The organism is Desulfoplanes formicivorans (assembly GCF_001748225.1).
GTDB lineage: Bacteria > Desulfobacterota > Desulfovibrionia > Desulfovibrionales > Desulfomicrobiaceae > Desulfoplanes > Desulfoplanes formicivorans.
In genome coordinates, this window is the sequence record NZ_BDFE01000008.1 from 211566 (window position 1) to 223879 (window position 12314).

Below are 12314 nucleotides of genomic sequence, written 5' to 3' on the forward strand. Positions count from 1 at the left end.
AACACCTGCAAGAGAAAGTGATTGTGATCAGGATGCCGTGGACACAAGTTCCGGGGCACGCTTGAGGGCCTCGGCAAACTCGCGCTTCAAACTTTCGAACAGCTCATGCACGGAAACAATCCCCTTGACCCGGGGGGCATTGGAGCCGGCAAAGGCAAAACCGTGCTTGAGATGTCCCTTTTTGGCATTCACCAGGGCCTTGGCGATGCAATACGGACTCTTGGTGTGATCACAGGTTCGTATGCAGTGGAAGGGACATTTGAAGGGTTTGCGCATGCCGTTTTTCACATCTTCCAGAAAGGTATTTCTGATGGCCCGTCCGGGCATGCCCACCGGACTCTGAATGATCTCCAGGTCTTCTTCCTTTGCATCGACCATGGCCTGTTTGAAGGCCAGATCAGCATCACATTCATGGGTGGCCACGAATCTCGTTCCCATCTGTACGCCCGAAGCCCCGAGCTTGAGGAATTTGAGGATGTCTTCGCCGTCGTACACGCCGCCAGCCGCAATGACCGGTATCTGTTTTTCCTGTGTACGAAAGGGTGCCACTGCCCGGATAACATCCGGAAGCGTCTTTTCCAGGCAGTAGGCCGGGTCATCGATTTCTTCGGGTTTGTATCCCAGATGTCCACCGGCCTTGGGACCTTCGACAACGAACCCGTCGGGCAGATATTTGAAACGGGAAAGCCATTTTTTGCAAATGATCTTGGCCGCCCGTCCCGAGGACACAATGGGCACCAGCTTGGTTTTGGTATCTGCGGAAAGGTATTTGGGCAGATCCAGGGGCAGTCCTGCTCCGGAAAAAATGACGTCCGCCTTTTCCTTGATCGCAGTGGTTACCATGTCGCTGAAATTGTTCAGGGCGACCATGATGTTGACCCCGATAATGCCCGAGGTCTTTTCTCGAGCCTTGCGGATTTCTCTGGTCAGTGCGCGGATGTTGGCCTGGCGGTAATGGGAACCGATATCCTTCTCGCACATGCCGATCATGGCAGCAGCAATGACCCCTATGCCGCCTTCCCTGGCAACGGCCGAGGCCAGGCCGGACAGGGAAATGCCTACGCCCATGCCGCCTTGAATAATCGGTATTTTGGCGATCACATCGCCGATCTTGAGTTCTGGAAGTAGTGTCATGGTTGCGACTCCTTTGCCGGAAGTGGGGGCCGGCACGTTGTTCTGATTGAGCGTTCACTTAACTTGTTTGCCATGCTGTATCTGATATCAAGAATAGTCAAGCAGACAAATTAAGTGAATATTTAATATATCTGTTTTTATATACCTGAAAACGAAAAGCGGGTCAAGCGGTTGGTCAAAAAACAGGGGAAACTGGGCGTGGGGAAATAACAGGCACAAGGCCTGGGTTTCCAGACCTTGGGTTGGCGGCAATGGATCCGGACAAAAGGAGGATCACGCACTCATGGCGGCGGGTTGCAAAAAGGGAAGGCATTATCACGTTCATGCCGGCCCTGGTCCGGATGGGCCAGGGGACGGTATCAGCGCTGAAGATACTTGATGATGAGTTGTTCAGCGCGCATGGCCAATTCCTGGATTTCGGGTTTGGAGACCTGGTCGTCGGCACCCACGGCCTCGCCCTTGTGCCGGAGGCGGTCCGTGATCAGAGAAGAGAACAGGATCACCGGAAGATGCTTGAGCGTGGGGTCGGATTTGATCCTTTTGGTCAGGTTCAGTCCATCGATTGTGGGCATTTCAATGTCAGAGACAACAACCTGGACCAGGTCGATGGGTCGGATGTCATGGGCTTGTGCCTGTTGCTTGATCTGCATGAGCCTGTCCCAGGCCTGTTGACCGTTGTTGAGGGTCTCGACATCGAAGCGGGCGCGTTCCAGATACATTTTGAGCATGTTTCTGATCATGGGTGAATCATCGGCAACCAGGGCTCGGTAGCGGTTGGTCCGTTCGAGTTTGGGCAGGGGCTTGTTGCCGATATTCATGTCCGGATTAAGCTCGGCAATGATTTGTTCCAGATCGAGGAGAAAAATGATCTTGTTGTCGATGCGTACCACGCCTGTGATGGTATTGCTGGAAAATCCTTCCAGGTATTTGCTGGGGGGGGCCACCTCATCCCATCCGATCCTGTGAATTCGATTGACTCCGGAAACGAGAAAGGCGTTCACGACATTGTTGAATTCCGTGACAATGGCCTTGGGGCTTGCGTTGTCGTGTTGCTTCTTGCGCAGCCATTTGTGCAGATCAATCAGCGGGATGATCTTTGAACGCAGATTGAAGGCTCCTTTGATGGCTATATGGTCGCTTTCGGGGAGCTCGATGATCCTGCTGGGAGCCTTGATGATCTCCAGAACCTTGGCCACATTGACACCGTAGTATCCCCGGTATGGTGCATCCTGGCCCGGGATGGTCTCATCAAGATAGAATTCTACGATTTCGAGTTCATTAGTGCCCGATTCGAGAAGAATACGTGATCGGTTCATAGGGGTGCCTTGTGGTCGACAGAGAGAACATGTCGGTTGGGAGTTCAAAAAACTCAAGAAGATTTCGTGTGCTTGTCAACTGCCTGAAATTGGGACGTTGATCAATACGCATGAACACCAGGTTTTTGTGCGTACAAGGTGGTGTTCATGCGTATTACAGACCAGAGATTGACAAGGGATGGGCGTACGGTCTGTGCTGTTAGGAAAACCTCCTGGCGCTGTGAAAACGGTGGTGCATCGGTTGTGAGTGGGGGGGAAGAAGCGGGAGGGTTTTGCATACACGCTATGGTCCGGCATCGGCGGTGATTGCATGTCTGTCAAGACATATATCAATAAACCCCGGAAGCTTAGCTTTGAAAGCCCTTTACAATTGGTTTTTATAGGATGATACATGATGAGAATATCTTAAATCTGATGATGTGTATTGCGAAAGGGCAGGGCATCATCCAAAGTATAGACAATGCCCATGCCGATTATGGGATGAAGAGAAAGGAGCAGACCATGGCACGAATACTTAGAATCAATACGCGGGAAAGGACGTATGAGTACCAGGATCTTGGCGAGTATGCCGGACTTGGCGGAAGAGCCCTGACTTCCAGGATGATTCTCAACGAGATTCCACCGACTTGCAACCCCATTGGACCGGATAACAAGTTGATTATTGCCACTGGTCTGCTTGCAGGAACCCTGGCAGCCAATTCCGGGAGAATTTCAGTGGGCGCCAAGTCTCCCCTGACGGGTGGCATCAAGGAATCCAATTCCGGCGGCATGGTTGCCCTCAAGATGGCCAAACTTGATCTGCTGGCCGTTGTCCTCGAGGACAAACCGACCAGGGATGCGCCCCTGTGCACCATCAAGATCACCAAGGACGGCGTCAGCTTTGAAGATGCTTCGGATCTTGAAGGGGTCGGCACCTATGCGGCTTCGGAAAAACTTCTTGAAGCCCATGGCCAGAAAACCGGGGTCATGCTCATCGGTCCTGCCGGCGAAACCTGTCGTTTGGCGGCTTCCATTCAGTTTACCGATCCCAGGAAACGTCCTGCCCGGGCTGCAGGCCGTGGCGGACTGGGCGCTGTGATGGGGTCCAAGCGGGTCAAGGCCCTTGTGTTTGATGATGCCGGCGGATTGGGTTCTGAATATGCCGACAAGGCTGCCTTCAAGGAAGCGGCCAAGAGATGGGCCCAGATTCTTCGGGACCATCCGGTTACCGGCCAGGGGCTGCCTGCCTTTGGTACCTCGATCCTGGTCAATATCCTCAACGAGGCTGGCGCCCTGCCCACCAAGAATTTTCGTGAAGGCCGGTTCGACAAGGTTGCCGGGATTACGGGTGAGAAGATGGTTGAATACATGGAAGCCCGTGGTGGCAGGGTCAAGGAAGGGTGTCATCCCGGATGCATGATCCAGTGTTCCCAGGCCTATCATGACAAGGACGGGAACTATCTGACCTCCGGGTTCGAATATGAGACCGTGTGGGCGTTTGGAGCCAACAGCCTCATTGATGATCTTGATGCCATCGCCCAGATGGACCGTTTGTGCGATGATCTCGGTCTGGATACCATTGATGTTGGTAACGCCGTGGTTATGGCCATGGACGGAGGGGTTATCCCTTGGGGAGATGGTCAGGCGGCCATTAACCTGCTGAAAAGAGTCTACGATAAAAACGATTCCCTGGGCCAGATCATAGGCAATGGTACGGCCTTTGCCGGAGAGGCCTTTGGCGTGGAACGCATTCCCGTTGTCAAACGCCAGGCCCTGCCCGCCTATGATCCCCGTTCGGTCAAGGGTGTTGGCGTGACCTATGCCACGACCCCCATGGGAGCTGATCACACTGCCGGATACGCTGTCTGTCAGAATATTCTCAAGGTGGGTGGAGATATCGATCCCTTGAAGAGCACGAGCGACAATATCGAGGTTTCCAAAAATCTGCAGATTGCCACAGCCGCTGTGGACGCTACCGGTCTGTGTCTGTTTGTGGCCTTTGCGGTCCTGGATACCGAGGACTCGTTGGATGTCATTGCCAAGATGATCAGTGCCAAGTATGGGATTGACTTCAAGGCCTCGGATGTGGCTCCTGTGGGCATAGGCGTTCTCAAGGATGAATACGCCTTTAACGAGGCTGCTGGCTTCACCAAGGCCCACGACCAGCTGCCCGAATTCTTCAGCAAGGAAACCCTGCCTCCGCACAACACCCGGTGGGAATACTCCATTGAGGATCTGCAGAAGGCCAAGGCGTAGTTTCCGGCTAAACAGACCAAGTATGATTACAAAAAGGCGGCCTTGGGCCGTCTTTTTAGTGCAGGAGGGATGTGCCCATGCGCATAGAGGTGCAATGTTTTGCCACCTTGGCTTCCCACACTCCCCAGGGAGGGAGCATGGACGTTGTCGAGGGGACCACAATCGAAAAGCTTATCGAAATGTTGAACATTGACAAAAACGAGGTCCGGTTGGTGTTTGTCAACGGGAAGAATCAGGCTGACTGGTCCTTCCGGATACACCCTGGGGACCGCATTGGCATTTTTCCACCCGTGGGGGGGGGATGATGCCAACCATGCCGTGGTCACCACTTCTTGATCGATATGCCAGGAACCGGACATCTCTGGAGGCCGTTGACCAGGAGCGGTTGCGCCAGTCCCATGTCCTTGTGGCTGGAGCCGGAGGTCTGGGCGGATATGTTGTAGAGCTGCTGGCACGGATCGGTGTCGGACGACTGACCATTGTGGACGGTGACCGGTTCGAACCGTCCAATCTCAACCGGCAGTTGCTGTGTCTGGAGGATAATCTCGGATCCCCCAAGGCCGAGGCGGCCAAGGCGCGAGTGGCGCGGATCGACAAGAGTGTTGTCTGCGATATTGTGCCCGCATTTCTGGACATCAAGGGGTTTGCCCAGCGCATGGCCGGTGTGTCCATGGTTGTTGATGCCCTGGGTGGGATATCTGCTCACAGAAACGTGTGTACCGCGTGCAAGGAGCAGGATATTCCGCTGGCCACGGGAGCTGTGGCCGGATGGACGGGGTTGGCGGCCACGGTCCTGCCCGGAGGACCAGATCCGGATGTCCTGTGGCAGGCAGACGATGCCAGGGATGCTGAACGTACCTTGGGCAGCCTGGCTCCTGCGGCCGCGTGCATCGCTTCAGTTCAATGCGCCGAAACCGTGGCCTGGTTGACGGGAAAAGAGCCTTTTCTGGCGGGCAAGATGATCATTGTTGATCTGCGCAATGGCCTGTTTGAGCGGCTGGATTTGTGATGAGGCCACAGGGGTGGCAGCATCCAATCGCTGGGTTCGCCATGGCAGTCCTGTTTGCAAGGATGGCAAAACAAGGCCTGCCAAACCATCTTTGATGGGTGTTTGGCTTGACGCAAAGAAGGAGTTTTCCGAATTCGGGAAACTCCTTCTTTGTATTGGGACGTGACCATGGATCAGTCGTTATCTCCGTCAAACAATCCGCCCAGAACGGAACCTTCGCCTTTGCGCTTGCCTCCGGCCCTGGGGGCCTGGGCAATGATGCGGTCGGCCAGGCGGGAAAAGGGCAGGCTTTGCAGGTAGACGGTTCCTGTTCCCTGAAGGGTTGCCAGAAACAGTCCTTCACCTCCGAAGAACATGGATTTCAGGGATCCGGCCCGCTGGATGTCATAGGTTATTCCCTGGGTGAAGGCCACCAGACAGCCGGTGTCCACCCGCAGGGTTGTTCCATGGAGTTCCTTTTTGACCACGGTGCCACCGGCATGCACAAAGGCCATGCCGTCTCCCTGCAATTTCTGAAGAATAAATCCCTCCCCGCCGAAAAAACCGGCGCCAAGACGTTTATTAAAGGCAATGTCGATTCTGGTCCCCAGAGCCGCGCACAAAAAAGCATCCTTTTGGCAGAAGAGTTCACCCCCCTGAAGCGTGGCCAGATCAATGGGCAGAACGTGGCCGGGATAGGGGGCAGCAAAGGCGACATGGTTTTTGCCGGATCCCTGATTGGTGAAATGGGTCATGAATACGGACTCGCCGGTGATGGCGCGCTTGCCCGCACCAAGGATCTTGCCCAGCAAACCGCCTTCAGCTTCTGATCCATCTCCCATTCTGGCTTCAAAGGCGATATCCTCGTCCATCCAGTTCATGGCACCGGCCTCGGCAATGACCGTTTCCCCGGGATCAAGTTCCACCTCCACAATCTGCATGTCGTGTCCGATGATCTCATAATCCAGTTCATGGCTTTTCATGTGCCGTCTCCTGTGGGTTTGCGTAAGGTCATGTATGAGCCGGTGGGCTTTGGGATGGCGTCCACAATCGGGGCCATTTGGCGGGCATGCCCGGGCGGGTCGTTGTTGGAGTTTTCTGTTTGCATCGACGCCATGCCATCCCATCCTGCAGGGGGGCTACCCTGTATTCCTGTAGGACAAAAGGACCTGTCGGGCAACTGCATGTCAGGCAGCTACAGGGAAAAGGATTCGGTGATGATTTGCTTGGGCGTAAATTTCAGGGCGGCGAGGGAGCGAAGCGTGGATCGGGTCATGCCTGGTGGCCCGCAGACAAAGACCAGGGCATCGGTCCATTCTTCCAGCAGGGAGCGCAATCGCTGGGTATTCATACGACAGGTGCACCCCTGGTAGCTGGCATCTCTGGTTATGAAATAATGAAGCTGCAGCCCTTTGATGGATTTGCAAAAGGTGGCGAGGTCTTGGGCCACCAAAAGATCCCGTCCGGTTTTGACGCTCCATGCGAGCAGTATGGAAGGAGGGTTTGGGTCCTGGGACAAGGTTTCGAGCATGGCCAAAAACGGGGTGATGCCGATGCCACCAGCGATGAAGACCATGGGTTTTCGCGGGGTGACCCGATTGTGGAAAAAGGGGGAAAAGACGCCAAAGGGACCATCCACAAGAACACTGGTTCCTGGCCGAAGTTGGGACAATCGTGCCGTGAAATCACCACATTGCCTGATTACAAACCGCATGTGCCCCGGAGAGGACGGCCCCGAGGCAATGGTGAAGGGATGGGCTTCACGGGGAATATGGGGGTCAAGAAAGGTCAAAAAGGCGAATTGTCCGGCATGGTATGACCAGGGGTCCGATGTTCCGGAAGCAATGTGCAGGTCAACAACATCGGGGCAGGGGTGGCTGACGGATTGGATGGTCCACACCTGTTTATGGGTCAGAAGTGGTCGAAGGATCATGCTCCATACAAGGGTGCCCAGGATGATTCCCTGGATGGTGAGCATGAACAAACGAGCCGGCCAGGAACCAAGCCCATAGCCTACCGTGACTATGTGCAGGAAGATCACGACCGTGGCAATGATCATGACCGGGCCGTGAAGAGTGGACCACAGGTGGTAGGGGATGGCCAGAGCCTTTCTGAAAAAGGCGACACCGGCACCGCAGGCAAGCATAATGACTGCAACCGCTCCGACAAGTTTGGGGAGGCCGGTGGTTGTGAAGATGCTTGCGGTGAAGGAACCGGAAGCCATGATGAGCAGGGGATGACCCATTGCCAATGCCACAATGATTCCGGCCAGAATCCGATGGGCGCGTAACAGTCCGTGAAGGCCGAAAAGCGAGCAGAGCACGGGAATGCGGGCTGCGAGTATGATCTGGGTGGTGATCAGAACCACCACAAGGATGCCCAGCATCCTGGCTGCGCTGACCATTTTCCAGGAAAAATCACTGGGAAAGGCACGTGCCTGCCAGGGAAAATATCCCAGCACCGCATGGATGCCTGCCAGGCTGATGCCAGCAATGAGCATGACAAGCAAAAGCAGAGCCGGACGGCGGTAGGCAAACAGATCCACGACATAATGCCCTTTGCGGGAGCGTGATGGGTGGTCTTGCGGGCGCATTACCGGCAGAAATCAGCCTTCAGGGCCGTGGTGGTAGCCAGAAACTCTGCCAGGGCAATGTTTTGCTGCGTACTCAAACCAGAATCCTTGGCCTGCATCCTGTTCAGAGTGGATTGCCACTCCTGTGTGTTGCTGCCGAGTTTGGCACATACCCGTTTCAGGGAGTGACATCGGGTACACGAGGTGGTGACCATTGTGCCCTGATCCATGGCGACCTGATTCATGGCCGGGGGGGCAGCCAGGAGAAGCGCCCCGGGCAATAGAAACGCGAGGATCATGGCCAGGGCCGTTTTGAGGAGAGCATTCTTCCTGATCATAGGTTGTCTCCTTGAGGGAAGTGGGCTTGGGAATACCTGTCTGAATAGGGTCGACCCTACACGAGGAATGTCCTCGGAACAAGTGTAATGAGGAAAACCCCAGGGCGTTTTGGGGGGGCGGAGGTATTCCTGCAGTTTGCAAGACTGTGATACAAACGTCGTGGCGTCAAAAATGTCGCTGTTAGAGAGGGGTTTTCAAGGGGTGATCAGGGATAAACGGTCTTTTATATATTTGTTGAATATCTTTGTCTTGATCGTATTCAAAAAAGTATTGGTAGTGATATTATCTGAAACATTATAACAGATATGAGCTTATTGAAAATTTTTTTATAATGTATATTTATCAAAAAATGCGATTTTTTTTTAATGTTACAATATTTTTGAAATAAGCAAGTTAATCAAAAAATGCATTTCATTGTCAGATTTATTGTTAATCAATAGAAAAAATGCGCATTTGACATTGAAATTATTTATGTTATTTTCTCTTGATAATCGAAAAGGGAAGTATTTTTTATCATGAAAAACATGGAGCATATACGATTACCAAAGATGGGTATTCTTTTTTGTATTGTTTTATGATTTTTTTATTTTTCAATAAGTTAGAAGGTGATGATGCCAAAAATACGTGTTGAAAATCTTACCAAGATTTTCGGGTCCAATCCAGGCAGGGCCTTGGAACTTTTGCACAAAGGCAAATCCAAGGATGACATTTTCAAAAAGACCCGCCAAAGCGTGGGCATTGCCGATGTATCCTTTGACGTGGAAGAGGGAGAAATCCTGGTGGTCATGGGGCTTTCCGGAAGCGGCAAGTCAACCCTGGTGCGGTGTATCAACCGGCTGATCGAGCCCACGGCAGGGAAGGTGATTCTTGACGGTCAAAATCTGGGTGACTTGTCTGACAAGGAGCTTTGTGAGGTCCGGCTGAAAAAACTGGGCATGGTCTTTCAGCATTTTGCCCTGTTCCCCCACCGTGATGTCCTGAACAATGCCGCGTACGGCCTTGAAATTCAGGGGGTCCCGGCTGGTATCAGAAAGGAAAAGGCCATGGCCAGTCTTCAGCGGGTCGGTCTCGAGGGCTGGGAGAACGCCTATCCCCAGCAGTTGTCCGGCGGGATGCAACAGCGTGTGGGCCTGGCCCGTGCCTTGGCTCTTGACCCGGATATCCTGCTCATGGACGAGGCCTTTAGTGCCCTTGATCCTCTGATCCGTCGGGATATGCAGGACGAGCTCATCGCCCTGCAGGATGAGATGCAAAAGACCATCGTGTTCATCAGCCATGATCTGGACGAGGCATTGAAGCTCGGCGACCGGATCGTGCTCATGAAGGACGGCAGGGTTGTGCAGATAGGCTCGCCCGAGGATATCCTGACCAACCCCGCCAACGAGTATGTGGAACGGTTTGTCGAGGATGTGGATATTTCCAAGGTGCTCACGGCTGAATCGGTGATGAAGAAATCCGAGGCCGTGGCCCATCTCAAGGCCGATGGTCCCCATGCGGCCCTGCGCAAGATGAAGTCCAACGCCATTTCTTCCCTTTTTGTCGTGGACCGGGAACGGCGATTGATCGGGGTTGTTTCTGCCGAGGACACGGCCGAGCTTGTGAAGCAGGGCAGCAAAGATCTCACACCCATCATCAACAGGGACATAACCACCGTGGAACTGGATACGCCAGCCATCGACCTCTTTGAGCTGCTTAAGGATATTCCGTATCCTCTGGCTGTTGTGGATGACAGGCAAAGGCTCAAGGGCGTGATTATCAGAGGACTTCTTTTGGCCGCCATTGCCGAACGAGGAGGTCAGGCGTGATGCATATACCGCGCATACCCCTGGGAGACGGGATCGAATCCATACTGGATTTTCTGGTCGAGCATTTTTCTTTTGCCACCAAATCCTTTTCCGTGGTCACGGAAAAGGGGCTTTCCTGGCTTGAAAGCGGCATGAAATTTTTGCCCCCCTGGCTGTTCATTGTGCTGGTCGCCGGCCTGGTCTGGTACCTGAGCAAGCGCAACAGGGGATTGACCATCTTTACCATTGCCGGATTGCTGCTCATCTGGAATCTCGGTCTGTGGTCAGCAACCGTGAGTACCATCGCCCTGGTGGTTGTGGCCACGTGCATCGCCATTCTCATTGGCGTGCCCCTTGGCATTGGTGCGGCTTTGAGCCATGTCATGTACCGGATCACCATGCCCATCCTTGATTTCATGCAAACCATGCCCGCTTTTGTCTATCTGATTCCGGCCATCCCTTTTTTCGGCTTGGGCAAGGTATCGGCCATTTTTTCCACGGTCATTTTTTCCATGCCACCTGCCATTCGTTTGACCTGTCTGGGCATCAAGCAGGTCCCCATGGAGCTGAACGAATGCGCCGAGGCCTTTGGATCAAGCCGGTGGCAAAAACTGGTCAAGCTGCAGCTGCCCTTGGCCACCCCAACGATCATGGCCGGGATCAACCAGACGGTCATGCTTGCCCTGTCCATGGTGGTCATTGCTTCCATGATCGGGGCCAAGGGCCTTGGTGGCGAGGTGTGGAAGGCCATCCAACGCTTGCAGCCCGGGCGGGGATTTGAGGCCGGTTTGGGTATCGTCATCGTGGCCATTATCCTTGATCGGGTCCTCCAGAAAATCGGGGGCTCGTCCACTTCCTCGTGAGGTGTTTGCAAGGATCGTTTCGGTCCATTGAGACGATGGTTCATGCCTGAAAACCGAAAATCGGTCTGGCTCTGATATGGTGCAGATCTTTATCCCTGTTTTCGCATCAACGTTCCCGTACCCCTTTGGTTTCGGGGACCGTAACAACTGGAGGCAATAATGAGAGGACGTACGCTATGGGTGATTTGTCTGATGACGCTGTTTGTGAGCGTTTCCCTGGGAACCGCTTTTGCCGGAAGCAAAGGCAAGGTCCGTTTGGCCTATGTTGAGTGGGATTGTGCCACGGCCACGACCAATGTGGCTCGTGCCGTGCTGGAGGAAAGACTGGGCTATGACGTGGAGACCCTGCCGGTTGCTGCCGCAGCCATGTGGGCGGCAACAGCCAGTGGTGACGTGGACGGCATGCTGGCCGGGTGGCTGCCCGTGACCCATGCGAGCTATTTCAAACGGTTCAAGAAGGATGTCGAGGATCTTGGGCCTCTTGTTACCGGTGCCAAGATCGGGCTGGTCGTGCCCACCTATGTGACCATCAATTCCATTGCCGAACTGGGAGCCCATGCTGACGCATTTTCCGGGCGAATCATTGGCATTGATCCTGGTGCCGGCATCATGGCCAAGACCGAAGACGCCATTGACGCGTATGACATCCGGGGTATGGAGCTCATGGAGGGAAGCGGTGCCACCATGACCGCGGCCCTGGCTGACGCCATCAAGCACAAGAAGTGGGTCGTTGTCACCGGCTGGGCTCCTCATTGGAAGTTCGGTCGGTGGGATCTCAAGTTTCTCGAGGATCCCCAGGGTATTTTTGGTGCATCCGAAGACATTCACACCATCGTTCGCAAGGGACTGCATAAGGATAAACCCGAGGTGTACCGCTTTCTGGACAATTTTAAGTGGACCAGAAAGCAGATGGAAACGGTCATGGCATGGGACCAGGAGCCGGGTGCTGACCGTTATGCAAATGCCAAACGTTTCGTGAAGGAGAATCCCGATCTGGTTGATTCTTGGTTGCAATAGTGACAAGCGATCCGGGCGTATCTCGGAAAAAGCAAAAACCCCCTGCGAAGATTCACTTCGCAGGGG

11 protein-coding genes are annotated in these 12314 nt (G+C 54.0%); 6 read left to right on the forward strand and 5 right to left on the reverse strand.

The annotated features are described in order from the left end of the window. Positions 1–27: 27 nt before the first annotated feature. Positions 28–1134, reverse strand: coding sequence for an NAD(P)H-dependent flavin oxidoreductase (locus DPF_RS03580; RefSeq protein ID WP_069857491.1), 1107 nt, complete (start codon positions 1132–1134; stop codon positions 28–30). 359 nt (positions 1135–1493) lie between these two features. Then, a complete protein-coding gene (locus tag DPF_RS03585; RefSeq protein ID WP_069857492.1) occupies positions 1494–2450 on the reverse strand; it encodes a chemotaxis protein CheV in 957 nt (318 codons plus the stop codon). Between the two features lie 501 nt (positions 2451–2951). Here DPF_RS03585 and DPF_RS03590 point away from each other — a divergent pair. The 3 genes from DPF_RS03590 to DPF_RS03600 all read left to right on the forward strand — a co-directional run bounded on the left by DPF_RS03590 (position 2952) and on the right by DPF_RS03600 (position 5694). After that, on the forward strand, positions 2952–4685 hold the full coding sequence (locus tag DPF_RS03590) for an aldehyde ferredoxin oxidoreductase family protein (protein WP_069857562.1): 1734 nt from the start codon (positions 2952–2954) through the stop codon (positions 4683–4685). 137 nt (positions 4686–4822) lie between these two features. Next, entirely contained in the window at positions 4823–4990 is a 168-nt protein-coding gene (locus tag DPF_RS14425; protein WP_369689581.1) for a MoaD/ThiS family protein, read from the forward strand. Positions 4991–4998: 8 nt separating this feature from the next. Beyond that, the gene (locus tag DPF_RS03600) at positions 4999–5694 is read left to right on the forward strand and encodes a HesA/MoeB/ThiF family protein (RefSeq protein WP_176724154.1); all 696 of its coding nucleotides are present in this window, start codon (positions 4999–5001) and stop codon (positions 5692–5694) included. Positions 5695–5867: 173 nt separating this feature from the next. Here DPF_RS03600 and DPF_RS03605 read toward each other — a convergent pair whose 3' ends face one another. The 3 genes from DPF_RS03605 to DPF_RS03615 form a co-directional block, all read right to left on the reverse strand. Beyond that, positions 5868–6656: a TIGR00266 family protein gene (locus tag DPF_RS03605; protein ID WP_069857495.1), complete on the reverse strand. Its 789-nt coding sequence runs from the start codon at positions 6654–6656 to the stop codon at positions 5868–5870. 212 nt (positions 6657–6868) lie between these two features. Then, entirely contained in the window at positions 6869–8218 is a 1350-nt protein-coding gene (locus DPF_RS03610; protein WP_069857496.1) for a ferredoxin reductase family protein, read from the reverse strand. Between the two features lie 47 nt (positions 8219–8265). Further along, positions 8266–8583, reverse strand: coding sequence for a hypothetical protein (locus DPF_RS03615; protein ID WP_069857497.1), 318 nt, complete (start codon positions 8581–8583; stop codon positions 8266–8268). 612 nt (positions 8584–9195) lie between these two features. Between DPF_RS03615 and DPF_RS03620 the strand changes: the two genes are divergently transcribed. From DPF_RS03620 to DPF_RS03630, 3 genes are all read left to right on the forward strand, one after another. Next, on the forward strand, positions 9196–10389 hold the full coding sequence (locus DPF_RS03620) for a quaternary amine ABC transporter ATP-binding protein (protein WP_069857498.1): 1194 nt from the start codon (positions 9196–9198) through the stop codon (positions 10387–10389). Continuing rightward, a complete protein-coding gene (locus tag DPF_RS03625; protein ID WP_069857499.1) occupies positions 10389–11231 on the forward strand; it encodes an ABC transporter permease in 843 nt (280 codons plus the stop codon). The genes DPF_RS03620 and DPF_RS03625 overlap by 1 nt, the downstream gene beginning before the upstream one ends. A 159-nt stretch (positions 11232–11390) precedes the next feature. Continuing rightward, a complete protein-coding gene (locus tag DPF_RS03630; RefSeq protein ID WP_069857500.1) occupies positions 11391–12248 on the forward strand; it encodes a glycine betaine ABC transporter substrate-binding protein in 858 nt (285 codons plus the stop codon). Positions 12249–12314 lie beyond the last annotated feature (66 nt).

Coding starts and splice junctions, on each gene's coding strand:
- DPF_RS03605 (WP_069857495.1), bottom strand. CDS start 6,656: ATGAAAAGCCATGAACTGGATTATGAGATCATCGGACACGACATGCAG.
- DPF_RS03630 (WP_069857500.1), top strand. CDS start 11,391: ATGAGAGGACGTACGCTATGGGTGATTTGTCTGATGACGCTGTTTGTG.
- DPF_RS03615 (WP_069857497.1), bottom strand. CDS start 8,583: ATGATCAGGAAGAATGCTCTCCTCAAAACGGCCCTGGCCATGATCCTC.
- DPF_RS03625 (WP_069857499.1), top strand. CDS start 10,389: ATGCATATACCGCGCATACCCCTGGGAGACGGGATCGAATCCATACTG.
- DPF_RS03590 (WP_069857562.1), top strand. CDS start 2,952: ATGGCACGAATACTTAGAATCAATACGCGGGAAAGGACGTATGAGTAC.
- DPF_RS03585 (WP_069857492.1), bottom strand. CDS start 2,450: ATGAACCGATCACGTATTCTTCTCGAATCGGGCACTAATGAACTCGAA.
- DPF_RS14425 (WP_369689581.1), top strand. CDS start 4,823: ATGGACGTTGTCGAGGGGACCACAATCGAAAAGCTTATCGAAATGTTG.
- DPF_RS03600 (WP_176724154.1), top strand. CDS start 4,999: ATGCCGTGGTCACCACTTCTTGATCGATATGCCAGGAACCGGACATCT.
- DPF_RS03620 (WP_069857498.1), top strand. CDS start 9,196: ATGCCAAAAATACGTGTTGAAAATCTTACCAAGATTTTCGGGTCCAAT.
- DPF_RS03580 (WP_069857491.1), bottom strand. CDS start 1,134: ATGACACTACTTCCAGAACTCAAGATCGGCGATGTGATCGCCAAAATA.